Origin of the sequence: Corallococcus terminator, from assembly GCF_003611635.1 — a bacterium.
In the GTDB taxonomy this organism is placed as follows: domain Bacteria; phylum Myxococcota; class Myxococcia; order Myxococcales; family Myxococcaceae; genus Corallococcus; species Corallococcus terminator.
The window spans coordinates 1-15,753 of sequence record NZ_RAVZ01000236.1 but is presented as its reverse complement, the minus strand read 5'-3'; the positions used below and the strand labels follow the sequence as shown (position 1 = coordinate 15,753).

The 15,753-nt window shown below is 69.2% G+C and carries 13 protein-coding genes and 2 pseudogenes; 9 read left to right on the top strand and 6 right to left on the bottom strand.

Features of this window, described 5'->3' with window-relative positions; all coding sequences use genetic code 11:
* Positions 1–601: pseudogene (locus tag D7V88_RS28200) on the bottom strand (Clp protease N-terminal domain-containing protein); the annotation flags it as partial.
* A 250-nt stretch (positions 602–851) separates the two neighbouring features.
* Between D7V88_RS28200 and D7V88_RS28195 the strand changes: the two are divergent.
* The 7 genes from D7V88_RS28195 to D7V88_RS28165 all read left to right on the top strand — a co-directional run bounded on the left by D7V88_RS28195 (position 852) and on the right by D7V88_RS28165 (position 7,989).
* Positions 852–1,517, top strand: a complete 666-nt coding sequence (locus tag D7V88_RS28195; RefSeq protein WP_341870716.1) for a YIP1 family protein — start codon at positions 852–854, stop codon at positions 1,515–1,517.
* Positions 1,514–2,839, top strand: a complete 1,326-nt coding sequence (locus tag D7V88_RS28190) for a TolC family protein (protein ID WP_120543726.1) — start codon at positions 1,514–1,516, stop codon at positions 2,837–2,839. The genes D7V88_RS28195 and D7V88_RS28190 overlap by 4 nt, the downstream gene beginning before the upstream one ends.
* Positions 2,836–4,101 (top strand): efflux RND transporter periplasmic adaptor subunit, encoded by a 1,266-nt coding sequence (locus tag D7V88_RS28185; RefSeq protein ID WP_120543725.1) that lies wholly within the window; start codon positions 2,836–2,838, stop codon positions 4,099–4,101. The genes D7V88_RS28190 and D7V88_RS28185 overlap by 4 nt, the downstream gene beginning before the upstream one ends.
* A complete protein-coding gene (locus D7V88_RS28180; RefSeq protein ID WP_120543724.1) occupies positions 4,098–4,856 on the top strand; it encodes an ABC transporter ATP-binding protein in 759 nt (252 codons plus the stop codon). The genes D7V88_RS28185 and D7V88_RS28180 overlap by 4 nt, the downstream gene beginning before the upstream one ends.
* A 74-nt stretch (positions 4,857–4,930) precedes the next feature.
* On the top strand, positions 4,931–6,091 hold the full coding sequence (locus D7V88_RS28175) for an ABC transporter permease (protein ID WP_208726517.1): 1,161 nt from the start codon (positions 4,931–4,933) through the stop codon (positions 6,089–6,091).
* A 3-nt stretch (positions 6,092–6,094) separates the two neighbouring features.
* The gene (locus D7V88_RS28170; RefSeq protein ID WP_120543722.1) at positions 6,095–7,324 is read left to right on the top strand and encodes an ABC transporter permease; all 1,230 of its coding nucleotides are present in this window, start codon (positions 6,095–6,097) and stop codon (positions 7,322–7,324) included.
* An 86-nt stretch (positions 7,325–7,410) separates the two neighbouring features.
* Positions 7,411–7,989 (top strand): GNAT family N-acetyltransferase, encoded by a 579-nt coding sequence (locus D7V88_RS28165; RefSeq protein WP_120543721.1) that lies wholly within the window; start codon positions 7,411–7,413, stop codon positions 7,987–7,989.
* 8 nt (positions 7,990–7,997) lie between these two features.
* Here D7V88_RS28165 and D7V88_RS28160 read toward each other — a convergent pair whose 3' ends face one another.
* Complete coding sequence (locus tag D7V88_RS28160; protein WP_147448898.1) at positions 7,998–9,824, bottom strand: tetratricopeptide repeat protein; 1,827 nt, start codon at positions 9,822–9,824, stop codon at positions 7,998–8,000.
* 105 nt (positions 9,825–9,929) lie between these two features.
* Positions 9,930–10,343 (bottom strand): hypothetical protein, encoded by a 414-nt coding sequence (locus tag D7V88_RS28155; RefSeq protein ID WP_120543719.1) that lies wholly within the window; start codon positions 10,341–10,343, stop codon positions 9,930–9,932.
* A 398-nt stretch (positions 10,344–10,741) separates the two neighbouring features.
* On the opposite strand from D7V88_RS28155, the gene D7V88_RS28150 reads away from it, so the two are divergent.
* Complete coding sequence (locus D7V88_RS28150; protein ID WP_120543718.1) at positions 10,742–12,670, top strand: thiamine pyrophosphate-binding protein; 1,929 nt, start codon at positions 10,742–10,744, stop codon at positions 12,668–12,670.
* 6 nt (positions 12,671–12,676) lie between these two features.
* On the top strand, positions 12,677–13,663 hold the full coding sequence (locus D7V88_RS28145) for a 3-oxoacyl-[acyl-carrier-protein] synthase III C-terminal domain-containing protein (RefSeq protein WP_244238435.1): 987 nt from the start codon (positions 12,677–12,679) through the stop codon (positions 13,661–13,663).
* 10 nt (positions 13,664–13,673) lie between these two features.
* Here D7V88_RS28145 and D7V88_RS28140 read toward each other — a convergent pair whose 3' ends face one another.
* From D7V88_RS28140 to D7V88_RS28130, 3 genes and pseudogenes are all read right to left on the bottom strand, one after another.
* Complete coding sequence (locus D7V88_RS28140) at positions 13,674–14,495, bottom strand: hypothetical protein (RefSeq protein ID WP_120543717.1); 822 nt, start codon at positions 14,493–14,495, stop codon at positions 13,674–13,676.
* A 17-nt stretch (positions 14,496–14,512) separates the two neighbouring features.
* Positions 14,513–15,328, bottom strand: a complete 816-nt coding sequence (locus D7V88_RS28135) for a hypothetical protein (protein WP_120543716.1) — start codon at positions 15,326–15,328, stop codon at positions 14,513–14,515.
* A 64-nt stretch (positions 15,329–15,392) separates the two neighbouring features.
* Positions 15,393–15,753 (bottom strand): annotated as a pseudogene (locus D7V88_RS28130) (hypothetical protein); the annotation flags it as partial.

The window sequence follows — 15,753 nt, the reverse complement described above, 5'->3', positions numbered from 1 at the left end:
CGATGAGGTCGCGCGGCGACAGCGCGGGCGTCATGCGCGCGGCCGGCGGCGGCGCGCTGACGGGGGGCGTCATCACCGGGGCCGGGCGCGGCACGCTCAGGGCCAGGGTGGAGAAGGGCAGGGGTGAAGGGGGCGCACCCACCGGGCGGCTCACCGGCGCGCGGGTGGCCACTGCCTGACCATAGCCGGGCTGGAGCCGGCGCGGCGGGCCCCCGCTCGTGGAGTAGGACAGCGCCGTGTTGGACAGGGAGATGAGGTCGATGCCCGTGCGCGCCAGCAGGTCGGACGCCGCGCAGCGCCGACGGATGATGGCGATGAGCAGGTGCAGACAGTCCGCCTCCCCGGAGCGCGAATTGCTGGCCAGCTCCCTCGCGCGCGTCGTCAGGTCATGCACGACGCTGCCCGTCTCCGCGGGGGCCTCCGTGATGAGCTGCAGGAGCGCGTCCTCGTCCACCCCCTTCTCCTTCAGGAGGAGCTGGGCGCGGTTCTCCACCGTGAAGAGCGCGAGCAACACGTGGGCCGACGTGGGCTTCTGGGCGACGCTGCGGGCGATGTCATGCGCCTCATGAAGAACCTGGGCGAGATCCGTGCTGTCGACCATTCATGCTCCGGCAAGCGTGCAGCCGAGCGGAATACACCGTCCGGGCCCCCGCCGCAAAATTTAGGCTACAGACCGCTACAGGATGGATGCAAGGCACGGTAGAACCCGGGTCCGCTAACGGATTTCGATTGGCTGCCTGCCCATTTCCCGAGTCAATTCACGGGACCGGGCAATCACTCCGGGTGGGCCGCGTATTCCGCCCAGAGACCCCATCCCTATGACCTCCCTTGTACAACCGGCGCGCGTCTTCGTGGATCCCCTCGAGGGCACGCGCTCCGCCGTCGAAGGCCGCCGCTGGCTGTGGCCCATGCTCATCCTCGCCCTGTGCGTCGCCGCCTCCGGGGTCGCGTACGCGCTGCGCTGGGATGCCACCGCGTCCGTGGTGGGGGCCCTGCCGAAGGACGTGGGCGCGCCCACCGTTTCGGAGTCCGACATCGCCGAGCAGATCCAGACCGCCTCGCGCAAGGCGCTGGTGGGCGGCATCGCCAAGGGGGTGCTCGTGATGCCCCTGGCCGTGTTGCTGCTCGCGTGCGTCCTGTGGGTGTGTGCCTGGCTCTTCAGCCGGCCCGCGTCCTTCGGGCAGTTGATGGCGGCGGCCGCGGTGGCCCTGCTGCCCATCGCGCTCTACCACCTCATCTACGCGGTCTGCGCGAGCTTCCAGTACTCGCTCACGGATTTGCGCGCGGCCCGGCTCGTGCCCTCCAACCTGTCCCTGCTCAGTGGCCTGACGCCGAAGATGGAGCGGGTGCTGCGCGGGGTGGACTTCTTCAACCTCTGGAGCGTGGGCCTGCTGGGCGTGGGCTTCTCCACCGCCACCGGGATGCGCCTGGGTCGGTCGCTGCTGCTCGCGCTGGTGCTCTACGTCATGTACGCCGGTATCTTCTTCATCGGTCTTCCCGCGGGCGGTGGTAAGTGAACGCGCTCCTCGTCGTCACGGCGCTGCTCGCCACCACGCCCATCACGCTCGAAGAGACGCGTGCCATGGGCCGCAGGAACACCCAGGCCCTGCAGTCCGTGCTGGATGTGTCGGTGGCGCAGGAGGACGTGCGCGTCGCCCGCTCCGGCCTGCTGCCCCAGTTGCAGTTCAACATGGGCCCGAGCCTCAGGTATCAGGGTCGGCGCCGGGAGGTGGTCACCATTCCCATCACCGAGGACGAGGTCCTCACGCGCGAGGTGGAGAGCAGCTCGAATACCGCCGACAGCTACTTCGCGTCGCTGGGCCTGTCCCAGGTCATCTACAACCGCGCCCTCTGGAAGCAGTTGGAGCAGGCTGGCGTCACCGTGGATGCCGTGAAGAACCAGTCCCTGGAGGAAGCGGACACTTCTGAGCTGGAGGCCATCCGTCGCTTCTTCGCGCTCTTCCTATCGCAGGCGACGCTGGACGTGCTCAAGGCCACCGTGACGCGCAGCGAGGAACAACTGGAGCGCTCGCGAGCCCTGTTCCAGGCCGGCCGCGTGGGTAAGACGGAGGAGATCGCCGCGGAGGTCAACCTGGGCAACGACCGCATCAACGTCGTGCAGCGCCAGAACCAGCTCGTGGCGGACCAGATGCAGTTGGCCGTGTGGCTGGCCCGCCCCGGCACCGACAGGCTCCTGGCCGTGGACCCCGGCGTGTTCCAGCAGGAGCCCGCGCCCGCGCCGCCCCTGGACGACTCCCTGAAGCAGGCCCGGGAGCACCGCGCCCTGCTGCGCGCGCTCCACCAGCGGGTGCGGGTGGCGGAGCTCCAGCGCGCCATCGTGCAGGGGGACTACATCCCGAGGGTGGGTCTGTCCGTCCAATACAACCATGCCAGCCAGGACCTGGGGCCGTTCTTCAGCGAGGCCCGCTTCGGCAACATCTTCAACGGCGGTGTCACCCTGACGTGGGACCTGTTCAACGGCTTCATCACCGACGCGCAGTCCGCGCGGGCCCAGGCCAACATCCGCAAGGCGGAGCTGACGTTCGTCCAGACGAAGCTGGAGCTGGAGGCGGAGGTCGTCCGGGCGCACCAGGTGCTGGACGGGCAGCTTGCCGCCTCGAAGCTCGCGACCACCAACCGGGCGGTCGCAGCGCAGGGCCTGGACCTGGCGGAGCAGCGCTTCCGCGCGGGCGCTGGCTCCACGCTGGACGTGCGTGACGCGCAGTTGAAGCTGACGCAGTCGGAGCTGGTCTTGCTCCAGAGCCGCATCGATGTCGAAATCGCCCGCTATGCCCTGTTCCGGGCCACGGGCATGCTGAATCCAGGAGACTCACAATGACGTGGTGGAAGGCGGCAATCGCCGGTGCGCTGTTGCTCGGCGCGGGGGCCATCACCGTGGGCGGTCTGAAGGACCGGCCGCCTCCGACGCAGGAAGTCCAGGTGGCCAAGGCCCGCAAGGGGACCATCACCCGTACCATCACGGGCGCTGGCAAGGTGCAGGCGGCCACCACGGTGAAGATCTCCTCCAACCTGTCCGGGGACCTCGTGGCCCTCCAGGTGAAGGACGGAGACCCCGTCACCAAGGGGCAGGTGCTGGGACGCATCGACAAGCGCTACTACGAGGCGGCCGTGAAGCAGGCCACGGCCTCCAAGGACGCGGCGCGCTCGGAGGTGCAGGTGTCGGAGGTGGAGGTCGCGCGGCAGAGCGCGGACCTGGCCCGCGTGAAGGGGCTCGCGGAGAAGGGGCTCGCGTCCACGTCGGAGCTGGAGGTGTCCCAGGCGTCGGTGGACACCGCCCAGGCGCGCCTCGCCGCCGCCAAGCAGCGCGTGGCCCAGAGCAGCGCCGTGCTGGACCAGGCCGCCACGGACCTGTCGCGCACCACGCTCCTGTCGCCCATCGACGGCAACGTCATCGAACTGTCGCGTGAAGTGGGTGAGCGCGTGCGTGGCTCCGACTTCTCCGAGGACGTGGTGATGACCATCGCCGCGCTCAACCAGATGGAGGTGAAGTTCGAGGTGGGTGAGCACGAGGTGGTGCACCTGAAGTACGGCCAGCCCGCGGAGGTGTCGCTGGACGCGCTGGAGGGCCAGTCCTTCACCGGCACCGTGGTGGAGATCGCCCAGAAGGCGCTCATCAAGAACCAGGGCACGGAGGCGGAGGTGACGAGCTTCCCCATCACCGTCGCCCTGGACGCGCGGCCTCCCGGCGTGCTGCCCGGCATGAGCGCCGAGGCGCGCATCAGCGCGGAGACGCACGAGGACGCGGTGCTCGTGCCCATCCAGGCCGTCACGGTGCGCTCCGAGCGCTCGCTGCCGGACTACCAGCCCCCGGTGGAGGGCGGTGGCCTCACGGCCAAGCGCCGCACGGAGACCCTGGCCAAGGTCGTCTTCGTGGTGGACGGGGAGAACAAGGCCCAGGTGCGCCGCGTGCGCACCGGCATCGCGTCCGACACGGAGCTGGAAGTGCTTGAGGGACTCCAGCCGGGGGACCGCGTGGTGGAGGGTCCCTATCGCACGTTGTCCAAGGAGCTGGCGAACGGGGACGCGGTGCGCGAACCGGAAGTGCCCGCCGGCGACGGGAAGGGCGGGCGCAAGTCGTGACGACCCCCAATGCTCCGGGCAGTGGCCCCCTCATCTCGGTGGAGGCGCTCACGCGCGCCTTCTTCGTGGGTGGCGAGGAGGTGCGCGCGCTCAGGGGCGTGACCTTCGGCATCAACCGGGGCGAATGGGTGGCCATCATCGGCCAGTCGGGCTCCGGCAAGAGCACGCTGATGAACGTGCTGGGCTGTCTGGATACGCCCACCAGCGGTCGCTACATGCTCAACGGCAAGGACGTGTCGCGCATGGACGACGACGACCTGGCCGTCATCCGCAACGTGGAGATCGGCTTCATCTTCCAGACGTTCCAGCTTCTCCCCCGGGAGACGGCGCTCGCCAACGTGGAGCTGCCGCTCGTGTACCGGGGCATGCCCGCGAAGGAGCGGCGGGAGCGGGCCAAGGCGGCGCTCGACAAGGTGCAGCTCACGCACCGCATGCACCACCGGCCCAACGAGCTGTCGGGCGGTCAGCGCCAGCGCGTCGCCATCGCACGCGCGCTGGTGTCGGAGCCCTCCATGCTTCTGGCGGACGAGCCCACGGGCAACCTGGACTCGGCCACTGGCGAGGAGATCGTCAGGCTCTTCGAACAGCTCCACCATGCGGGGCACACGCTGGTGCTCGTCACGCACGAGCCTAAGCTGGCCGCGCGCTGTCCCCGGGCCATCCGCCTGAGCGACGGTGAGATCATCGCGGACGGGCCGGGTCCGGTGGTCGCGCTGGGCGGCACGGGCGTGTTGCCGCAGGCGGGGCACGCGTGAAGTTCGGTCAGCGCTTCCGGGTGGACGTGCTGGAGGGGGCCCGCATCGCGGTGTTCTCCCTCCGGGCGAACCGGATGCGCACGGTGCTCACGACGCTGGGCATCGGCATCGGCGTGGCGACGCTCCTGGCCATCGTCGGCATCATCCAGGGGCTCAACACGTCGTTCGACAAGCAACTGGCCACGCTGGGCGCGAACACCATCTACGTCTCCAAGTTCCCCTGGGTGATCAAGGGCAACTGGTGGGTGTTCCGCAACCGCAAGAACCTCACGCTGGAGCAGGTGGCGCAGTTGCGCCAGCAGGCGGACTTCATCACCGCCATCTCCCCGGCGGTGCTGCGCTCGTCGGACGTGGCGCACGGCGCGTCGCAGGTCTCCAACGTGCGCGTCAACGGCGTGTGGAGCGACTACCTCACCATCGGCAACTACGAGGTGGTGTCCGGCCGCTTCCTCACCCGCGCGGACGAAGAGGTGAACCGGCCGGTGACGGTGCTGGGCGCGGATGTGGCGGCCACGCTCTTTCCCAGCATCAGCCCGCTGGGGCAGACGGTGCGCATCGACGGGAAGCCCTTCCAGGTGGTGGGCACGCTGGGGCGCAAGGGCAAGGTCGTGTCGGAGAACATGGACATGGCCGTGTACATGCCCTTCAAGACCTTCAACTCCAGCTTCGGCAAGGGGCGGCCCATGCAGATCGCCATCGCCGTGGCGGACGCAGGGCGGATCCAACAGGCGGAGGACCAGCTCGTCGGCATCCTCAGGCGCGTGCGCGCGACGCCGCCGGGCGCGCCGGACGACTTCTCGCTCAACCGGCCGGACACGCTCGCGGCGACCTATGAGCAGCTCACCGGGGCGCTGTACGCAGTGGCCACGGGCGTGGGCCTCATCACGCTGCTGGTGGGCGGCATCGGCATCATGAACATCATGCTGGTGTCGGTGCGCGAGCGGACGCGGGAGATTGGCGTGCGGCGCGCGCTGGGCGCGCGGCAGCGCACCATCGTCATCCAGTTCCTGTTGGAGGCCTCCAGCGTGTCCGCGGTGGGGGGCCTGCTGGGCACGACGGTGGGGTTGGGGACGGCGAAGCTCGTGTCGCTGGTGACGCCGCTGGCGGCGGACGTGCGGCCGAGCACGGTGCTGGGCGGGGTGGCGTTCGCGGCGCTGGTGGGCCTGCTGTTCGGCATCTGGCCGGCAGCCCGGGCCGCGCGGCTGGACCCGGTGGAAGCGCTCCGCTACGAATAGGCGATGCGCGCGTTTCTCGACAACCTGCGGCTGGCGCTGGGCACGTTCCTGGGCAACCCGCTGCGCTCGCTCCTGACGCTGCTGGGCATCGTCATCGGAGTGGCCACGGTCATCACGATGATGGCGCTCATCGAAGGCCTGCGCGAACAGGTGAACAAGAACCTGGGCAGCCTGGGCGCGCACACCTTCGAGGTGACCAAGTGGCCTTCGGGCTTCGGCCGCTTCAACTGGGCGAAGTACGCCCGGCGCAAGCATCTGTACGGTGAGGACGTGAAGGCCATCCTGGAGGCGTGTCCCTCCGTGGGCGCGGCCACGCCCACCGACCAGGCGTGGGGCAAGAAGCTGGCGACGGCCTTCCGGGAGACGCACCCGTCGGTGAGCATCGTGGGCACGGAGCCCACGTTCCTGGAGACCAGCGGGGTGACGGTCACCAACGGCCGCTTCTTCAACGAGACGGAGTCGCTGGACGGCCGCTCGGTGATGGTCATTGGCGTGGACGTGGCGGACGCGCTGTTCCCGGGCATGGATCCGGTGGGCTCCGACGTGCGGCTGCAGGGCCGGCCCTTCCGGGTCATCGGCGTGTTGCAGAAGCGGGGCAGCGTCATGGGCATGGCCAGCCAGGACAACCAGGTGGCCATCCCGATGCGCAACTTCCAGCAGCTCTACGGCAAGCACCGCTCGGTGGAGATCGACGTCCAGGCGCGTGATGGCACCGTGTTCCAGAAGGCGCAGGACGAGGTGGTGAACCTGCTGCGCCGCCGCCGCGACTTGACGCCCCAGGAGGCCAACGACTTCGAGGTGCACACCAACGAGTCGATGACGGCCTCGTTCAACGAGCTCTCCCAGGTCATCGCGATGGCGGGCGTGGGCGTGTGTCTGCTGTCGCTGGTGGTGGGCGGCATCGGCATCCTGAACATCATGCTGATGTCGGTGACGGAGCGGACGCGGGAGATTGGCATCCGCAAGGCGCTGGGCGCGCGTCGCCGCCGCATCCTGGGTCAGTTCGCCACGGAGGCGGTGCTGCTGTCGTTCTTCGGCGGTTTGCTGGGCGTGGGCCTGGGCTTCGGGTTCGTGTTCCTGGGCAAGTGGGTGTTGCTGTTCCCCATGAGCGTGCCCATGTGGGCCGTGGCGCTGTCGCTGGGCATGAGCTGCGGGGTGGGGCTGCTGTTCGGCATCTACCCGGCGTCCCGCGCCGCGAAGCTGGATCCGGTGGAGGCGATGCGCACGGAGTAGGGCTGGAGGGGAGGCCACGAGGTGATGGCGGTGCCCGTCCGTGACCGGTAGCGTGCGGAGGTCCCTTCCGCTCGGGTGATGCACGCATGTCCTTGTTCGCCGCCACGTTGCCGCTGCCTGAAGCCCCCTCGCCGTTCCAGTTGCGCTTGCTTTCGATGGCGGACGCGGACGCGCTCATCGCGATGTATTCGGATGAGGAGGTCGCGCGCAGCCTCAACTTCGAGGTGCCCGTGCGGCCCGAAACCATCCGCAAGAAGCTGGCGGGTGACCTGGAGGTGATGCGCCGGGGAGAGAGCTTCCGCTGGGTGCTGTCCACCCGGGAGGACCCGTCCGCCCTGGGCTACCTGACGCTCTTCAACTGGAGCGCGAAGGACCGGCGCGCGGAGGTGGGCTACATGGTGGCGCGCAAGCTGTGGGGGCAGGGCGTGATGAAGGCCATCCTGCCCGTCCTGGTGCGCTTCGGCTTCGAGCAGATGGGACTGCACCGCATGGAGGCCCTGGTGTCGGTGGCGAATCCGACCTCGCTGCGGGTGCTGACGCGCGGGGGCTTCCATCAGGAAGGCGTGTTGCGAGGCTACCGGCCCTCCGGCACGGGCGACGGGTTCGTCGACATGATCATCCTGTCGATGCTCCAGCCTGAATGGCGTGCGTCCATCGCGAAGTAGGGCGCGCTTCACGGCAGGTCGCGCGCGAACTGCTCCCGGTAGCGGACCTTGAGGGGGCCCAGCTTCTTCGTCCCCCGGTACTCACGGGCGAGCAGGTGCCAGGCCTCGGTGCGCGAAGGCTCCAGCGCGATGACCCGCTCCAGGTGTGCCCGGGCACGGGCATGCGCCCGGGTGTTCGTCGCCAGCACGCCGAGCAGCAGGTGGGCCTGCACGGCGTCCTCACGCGCGGCGAGCACACGCTCACAGGCAATGCGCGCGGGCGCCAGTCGTCCCTTGAGTAAGTGCAGTTCGCATTGCACCAGCGCGACCGACGGGCTCTCCGGATACAGCCGGGCCAGCGTGGTGATGCGCTCACGCGCGGGGCCGGATGAGCCCGCGTGCAGCAGGGCTTCGATGTCGAAGACCTCGCGCACCAGGGCCCCCTCATGCGAAGGCTCCACCGGGTGTTCCGACGCGGGGGCAGTCGGCGTCCCGGTGTTCGCGTCGGGCCGCGCGGGCAGCGCCACCTGGCGTCGGATCCGGGCGGCCTGTTCAAGCACCGTGGCCGAAGCGGCCAGCCCCGGCGCCCGTGCCGCGGCTTCTTCCGCCCACGTCAGGCCGTGTGCCCGCAGGAAGAGCCCCGCCAGATCCGCCCACAGCGAGGGCTCCGCGTCGGTCCGGGTCTCAAGGTTGCGCCGGGCCGCCAGCAGGCTGTCCTGGGCCGCGTCGAACCGGCCCGCGTGCAGGTGCAGGAGCGCGACGTTCATGCGCAGCGAGGGCTCCGAGGGAAATCGCGCGGTGGCCCGCTCACAGCGCGCTCGGGTTGTGTCGAGTGCTGGCGTGAGGTGCACGGCGAGGTAGCACGCCAGCAGTTGCACGCGCTCGTCATGGGGATGCCTCAGGGCCAGCGGCTCCAGGGCCTCGGCGGCCAGCTCCGGCCGGCCCGCCTTCTCCAGCGCGATGACCTCCGCGAGGCGTTGGCGTTCCTCCGGCGTCAGCGACCTCGGTGTTCCCTCCGGTCCCAGCACCACGCTGGCCGCGAGGACCCGTTCGGTCCACGCGAGGAGGAAGTCGCGCTCGGGCCCCTCCCATGCGGGGCCGAGCATGCCCTCGAGCACCGTGCGCAGCTCGCGCGCCCACGCGCGTTGTGACTCCAGCTCCACCCGGGCCCGGGGCAGGTGGCGCAAGCCGGCGTCGAGCAGCGCGATTGTCCGGGCATCGAATCCCGTCCAGGCCGCGCCGTACTTCGCGGACATCCACCCGCGCACCTCGCGCACGTGAAGCGCGCCCAACGTATGGGCCCACTCATGCAACAGCGCCGAAACCTCCAGGTGCCGACGCGCCTCCGTCGGCACGGTGGCGCTGATCCCCCGCAGCACGCAGTGGCGTCCCAGCACGCGCGCGAAGCCCAGCTCATGCTGGGATTCACTGAAGGCCGAAGGCGCGGACACCAACCCGACGACGAGGTCCACGTCCTCGCCCGCGTCCAACGCTTCCAGCGCATCGACCACCGGCTCCAGCGCGCCTTCGGAGCCGCGCCGGTCCCACGGCCGCGCCGACTCCAGCTCGAACGTCACCCGCAGCGGCTCACGCACCGCTTCGCTCGCACGCTGGAGCGAGGCCGCGAAGGCGCGCTCCCAATGAAGCACCTGCGCGCGGTGATCCGCGTCCGCGTACACGCGAACCCGCAGCGCGCGACGGGGAAGGGCAGGGGGCTCCGACACGGCTTCGGAAACCCGTGTGCGCGTGGGCTCACGCGGCCGGTCCGCGGAGGCGCAGTGCACGCACATCAGCCCCACGACGACGAGGGCGACACTCCGGAGCCAGCGCGGCGTCCGCTGGGACCCGGATGTCATGGGTTGGGGCTTTTCGGAATCAGGTGGAATCAAGACCCAACCTGGCAGGGGAGGCGGTGGGCCTGGGAGGCCGTCACCGCCATCACCCGGGGGGTTGGGGCAACTTCAGGCCGCGGCGTCTTCTTCCTTCGACGGCTCCGCGCCATTGACGATCCAGTCGATGGCCTTGTGCTCCCAGTCCGGATCCTTCGACGCGTCGATGTAGCGCTCCCACTCGTACACGCCGCTCTGCTTCGCCATGCGGACCATCATCAGGCGGGCCACGGTGCTGTCGAGCACCACCGTCGAGCGAGCCATGCCGTTCTGCTTCAGCCAGCCCATCGCCGTCTTGATGATCTCCTGCGTCTCCGGCGGATTCGCCTTCTGTCCGCGGATGTCCACCAGCAGGCCGAAGGCCCGGCCCTTCTTCACCGCCACCTTCATGCGAAGATCTTCGAACCAGGCCTTGGCCTCGGCAGGCGTGATGTAGCCAGACCCATTCATTCGGAAGCCGTACTCCGTCCGCAGATTCTCAGCCATGACATCCCCCACGTTGGATATGTGGTGTGTGCGAGTGTTCCGTGCGAAGCGTGCATGAGCGCCGCGCACCTCTGAGCCTAGCCCACTCAACGTGCTGATGGATCCACCCGCGAGTGCGCTGCGTACGCGCGGGCGCGAGCCCCTCGCCCCGGGTGAAGACGGACGCCGTCCAACCCTGGACGTGGCAATCCGGCTCGAAGTCCCAAAATCCAGCCGCATTCGAACTTTCCAGTGATTTGCTTCCCACTGGTCAACTTCTCTGCTATTAAGAGGATGCATCTTTGCAGCATCCCCGCAACACTGGGGCTGACATCGAGGGTTACCCCGGACTCGGTGACAGTGACTCGGCGTGCAGTCGTCGAGTCTGACAGGACCCGGGGCCTTGGAGACGTTTTCAGATGTCGACCTCCTCGCTCGCTGAGCTGCCTTCCATCTCCTCGACCGCGTCGGCCTTGACGCCCGAGGTTCCGCTGGAGGCGCTCCGAAACGAAACGCCGTCTGCCACGCCCAACCGGGTGAACGCGCTCCAGGCGCGGCCGGGTGACCCCATTCCGATGTACGGGGACACGAACGCGCGCGGCTTCAAGACGGTGGAGGAGCTGTCGGTCACCGATTGCGTGATTGCCCACCTGGAGGCCGAAGAGGTGGACGCGGTGTTCGGCGTCCCGGGCGGCAACATCGCGCCCTTCCAGCAGGCGCTGCGCAAGCACGACTCCATGCGTTTCATCATCGCCTCGCACGAAGCGGGGGCGGCGTTCATGGCGGACGGCTACGCGCGCGCCACGGGCAAGCTGGGCGTGTGCATGGTGACGGCGGGCCCGGGTGCCACCAACGCGCTGACGGGCGTGGCCTCCGCGCACCTGGACGGCGTGCCGCTTCTGGCCATCAGCGGCAACGTTCCCACGGACCGCTTCGGCCTGATGGCGCTCCAGGAGAGCTCCTCCACGCACGGCGTGAACACGGTGGAGATGTTCCGCCAGGCCTGCGCCAGCTCCGTGGGCATCGCGGACGCGCAGAGCTTCCCCCGGCTGCTGGCGCGCTCGCTGCGCACCGCGCAGGGGCTGCCCGGGGGCGCCGCTCACCTGAGCATCCCGTCGAACATCGCGCGTCAGCCCATCCACCGCGTCTCGGTTCCCACCACGCGCGGCGCCTTCCGGGCGCGTCCGCCCTCCGCGCCCTTCGAGGATCTCCGCGCCGCCTTCTCCCTGCTGCGCACCGCGCGCCGTCCGCTCATCTTCCTGGGCTCCGGCGCGCGCGAGGCGATGGGGGAGCACGGTGAGGTGTTCAACGCGTTCATCACCCAGCACGGCATTCCGGTGGCGACGAGCGTGCGCGCCAAGGGGCTCTTCTCCGAACGGGAAGCGCTCTCGCTGGGGGTGCTGGGGCTCGCGGGCAGCAAGCGCTCCGAGACCTACCTGCGCGATGGGGTGGACGTGCTCCTGGTGCTGGGCAGCCGCCTGGGCGAGTGGGCCACCCGCAGCTTCCACAAGTACTTCCAGGCGGTCCACCACGTCATCCAGGTGGACGTGAACCCGGCGAACATCGGTCAGTTCCTGCCGGTGCGGCTGCCCATCGTGGCGGACGTGGGTTCGGTGGTGACGGGCCTGGCGGAGCTGGGCCAGATGATCGGCCCGTCCAGCGGCGCGCGGGTGAAGGAGCGCTGGTCGCAGGTGGTGGCGCTGAAGGAGCCCGCGCTTCCCACGCGCGCCCCGCAGGCGGAGAACACCGTCAAGCCGCAGCACCTGATCGCGGAGCTGGACAAGCACCTGGGTCCGGACATGGACCTGTACATCGACATGGGCAACTGCTCGGCCTGGACGGCGCACCTGCTGCACGTGACGCCCCCGGCGCGCATCTTCTACCCGTGCGGCCTGTCGTCCATGGGCTGGTCCTGCGGCGCCGTCGTCGGTGGCAAGCTGGGCCGTCCGGAGCGCAGCGCGGTGGCCGTCACCGGCGACGGTGCGTTCCTGATGAACGGCGTGGAAGTGCTCACCGCCTCGCGCTACCGCCTGGGCACGGTGACCCTGGTCCTCAACGACAACTACCTGGGCACGGTGAACCACGGCGAGCACGTGCAGGACCGGGCCTACCCGCTGGAGGACGAGTTCTACAGCCTGGGCAACCCGGACCTGGAGCGCTTCGCCGAGTCCCTGGGCGCTCGCGTCCACTCGGTGAAGGCGCCGGGGCAGTTGGACGCGATGCTGCCGGAGGTGCTGCGGCTCGCGGACGAAACGGGTCAGCCGCAGGTCATCATCGCGCACATCGACTACCGCGAGGTGCCGCCCTACGGCGAACGCTTCGCCGCGGTGGCGTCGGACGCGAAGTAGCGCCGCATGGTGTCCGCCCCCGAATGCGCGTTGCTGGGCTTTGGCGCCGCGGTGCCAGCCCAGGTCCGCCACAACGATGATCCGCTGTTCGAACCGTTGCGGCGCGCGGCCGCCGCCGAGGGTGGCGGGGGCGAGCACGCGTTGTTCTACGGCAGCCGGGAGCGCCGGGTGCTGGGGCAGGGCGAGTCGCTGTCGTCGCTCACCGCGAAGGCAGGCGCCGCCGCGATAGCGGACGCGGGGCTGACGGCCGCGCAGGTGGAGCGGCTGTATGGCTACCTGGCCGTTTCGGAGTTCATCGCCCCGAATCAGATCTACGCCGTGCACCGGGAGCTGGGGCTGGGGCAGGGCACGTGGGTGGTGCCGGTGAACTCGGAGTTCGCCAACTTCCTGATGGGCGTGGTGCTGGCCTGGGAGGCCCTTCGCGCGGGCAGCCTCCGTCACGCGCTGGTGGCGGTGGGCTCCGCCTGGACGCGCAACATGGACTACAGCCAGGGGCACTCCCACGTCATCGGGGAGGGCGCGGGCGCGGCGGTGGTGGGCTTCGCCGGAGCTGATTCCCGGTGCGTCCTGGTGGACTGGGCCGCGGACACCTTCAGCAACGAATACGGCGCGATGGTGCTGACGGTCCGGCCGGAGTCGGGGCTTGCGCACCCCACCTATGGCATCTCCTCCGCCGAGGGCATCCGGGCGTTCATGTCGTCCGGGATGGACGGGCCGCCCCGGCTGGTGGCGCGACTGCTGGCGAAGCACGGCGTATCGCCCGACGAGGTGACGCTCATCTCGCATCAGGCCACGCGCAAGCTGATGGACCACTGGGCGCAGGCCATCCGTCCGCGCGAGTACCTGGATACCTTCGAGGACTACGGGAACATGGTGCACGCATCCATCCCGGTGACGCTGGCACGGTTCCACCGTGAGCTGCGCACGAAGTACCTGGTGATGGTGGGGCTGGGCATCGGCGCGCACCAGATGGCCATGCTGGTGCGCGTCTGAGGCGTGGGCGCTACTGGTCGTCGCAGGGCGTGCCCAGCCGGATGCCCGTGTAGACGCCCAGCTCGTTGTAGATGAGCGGCAGGTTCTGCTCCACGGGCACGTTGCGCAGGGTGACCTCCTTGCGCGGGTTTTCAATCCACACGGGCGTCTGGGCGCGGTCGATGACGAGCCGCAACTGGCCCTTCTTCGTGGTGAAGATTTCGCCTTCGGAGTCCGCCACCACGTTGGTCATCTTCTGGGGCTTCAGGTCGCCGCGCGGCCCGATGAAGACCCGGAAGTTGCGCGACTCCTCGGCGGTGAAGCCCTTGTCCACGTAGTAGTACGTGCCGTTCGAATCGCGCAGCAGCGCGTGCGGGACGTACTTCTGCGGGTTGGGCGCGTACGTGGCCTTGCGCAGCAGCTCGCGCGCCTCCGTGCCGGGGAGCATCTCCAGGGGTGCCTTGCGCTCGCCACAGCGCAGCGAACAGGTGCGCTCCTTCGCGTCCACGGACAGCTCCGAGTGCACGCGCAGGTCCATGCCCTGGTAGTCGGCGGTGCCCTTGCGGTTGAAGAAGCGCGGATCCATGAACAGGGTGCCCGGCAGGAAGCCCGGGGGACGCGGCACGACGACGAGCTCCTTGCCGTCGCCGTAGAAGAGCTGTTCGTCCAGGTCTTCGGTCTCCTCGCGGGGCACGGCGACGACGTAGTGGCCCTTGCCGTCGGTGCAGACGGAGGTGGCTTCCAGGAGCATGCGCTGCCCCAGGTTCTCCGCCTTGCCCCAGGGCGGTTCGACGGCGACGGAGGTGCTCGAACCGAGGAGCACCGCCACGGTGAGGACGTGTTGAAGGTTCATGGTGTGCGGGCGTGGGGCTAGAGGTGCTTCTTGAAGTAGCGGGTGGCGGCCTTCTCCTGGTTGGAGGCTTCCGTGTTCGTGGTCCACACGAAGCGGTCTCCTTGCAGGGTGGGTTCCAGGCCCGCGCCGAAGCGGCAGTCGATCCGCTGGAGGCGGGCCTTCACCGTGCGGCGGGCTTCCTCCGACGTGGTGCACATGGCCTTCAGCGCGGTGAGCGGGAAGGCGCAGTAGCGGGTGATGTTCGCGTCCTTGAGCAGCGTTTCGGTGACGGAGGCCCAGTCGATGGCGCCCGCCACGGTCGTGGCGCAGGCGGTGTTCATCTGCTGGAGGGCTTCGGCGTAGCTGGTGTCGTGGGTGGCTTCCTCGGCCTTGCGGTCGAAGGCCATCAGCTTCGCGAGCTGGCCGCTCTGGGTCTGCTGCTGGTGCTGCGCGTAGACCTCCTCCGGCTTGAGCTTCTGGGTGCGCGCCTCGTCGTACTGGACGGTGATGCCGTTGCCGGGGCCGCCGGGGAAGTGCAGCTCCGCGCGCGGACCCACCAGGGTGAACGGCGAGTAGTTCCGACCGTGCCACTGGGTGGTGTAGCTCAGGCGGGACGTGCCGACGCTGCTCCAGTCCTTGAGCGTGTACGGGAGCACCAGGCCGTCCAGCACGGAGCCGGTGCCCTGGATGCGCACGAGGAACTTCTTCTGGTCGCGGGGCGTGAGCGGCACGACCGCCACCAGCTCCCCCTGCGGACCCACGAACACCTTGCCAGCTTCGACGGGCGCCGCGGCACGGGCGGGCAGGGTGCCCAGCACGGCGCAAAGCGCGGCCATTGCGACGACGACTCTCACGCGATTCCTCCCCCTCATCCCACGCGAGAACACCGCTGTGTTCTCGCGCGTGGGTGGGTCCAGCTCAGAGACTCAGGTCTACTTCGTGCTTCTGACATTCCCGCTCGGCCTTGCGTTGCAACGACTTGGGAAGTTTTTCCCACTCGGTGCGAGCGTTGCCCAGGTCCTTCTGCCTGCAGCGAAGTTCGGTCAGCAGCAACTGGGCGGCCAGATTGCTTTCTTCCTTGATGCTGCGCTGCGCTTTGCGGACTGCCTCTCCCAAGTTTCCGCTCGCGAGGGCTGCCCGCGCCTGATTCAGGGCGTCGATTGAAGGGGCCTTGGTGGGCTCATCGCCCAGCTTCTTCTGCGTCGCCGTGGCCACCGGCGGTTTTACCGGTGGCTTCACCGGGGCGATGGACGGGGGTGGCGTGGGAGTGGTCGTGGGC

Excerpts from the sequence above, each read along its gene's own strand:
- D7V88_RS28185 (WP_120543725.1), top strand. The coding sequence starts at position 2,836 with ATGACGTGGTGGAAGGCGGCAATCGCCGGTGCGCTGTTGCTCGGCGCG.
- D7V88_RS28175 (WP_208726517.1), top strand. The coding sequence starts at position 4,931 with ATGCGCACGGTGCTCACGACGCTGGGCATCGGCATCGGCGTGGCGACG.
- D7V88_RS28170 (WP_120543722.1), top strand. The coding sequence starts at position 6,095 with ATGCGCGCGTTTCTCGACAACCTGCGGCTGGCGCTGGGCACGTTCCTG.
- D7V88_RS28165 (WP_120543721.1), top strand. The coding sequence starts at position 7,411 with ATGTCCTTGTTCGCCGCCACGTTGCCGCTGCCTGAAGCCCCCTCGCCG.
- D7V88_RS28160 (WP_147448898.1), bottom strand. The coding sequence starts at position 9,824 with ATGACATCCGGGTCCCAGCGGACGCCGCGCTGGCTCCGGAGTGTCGCC.
- D7V88_RS28155 (WP_120543719.1), bottom strand. The coding sequence starts at position 10,343 with ATGGCTGAGAATCTGCGGACGGAGTACGGCTTCCGAATGAATGGGTCT.
- D7V88_RS28150 (WP_120543718.1), top strand. The coding sequence starts at position 10,742 with ATGTCGACCTCCTCGCTCGCTGAGCTGCCTTCCATCTCCTCGACCGCG.
- D7V88_RS28145 (WP_244238435.1), top strand. The coding sequence starts at position 12,677 with ATGGTGTCCGCCCCCGAATGCGCGTTGCTGGGCTTTGGCGCCGCGGTG.
- D7V88_RS28140 (WP_120543717.1), bottom strand. The coding sequence starts at position 14,495 with ATGAACCTTCAACACGTCCTCACCGTGGCGGTGCTCCTCGGTTCGAGC.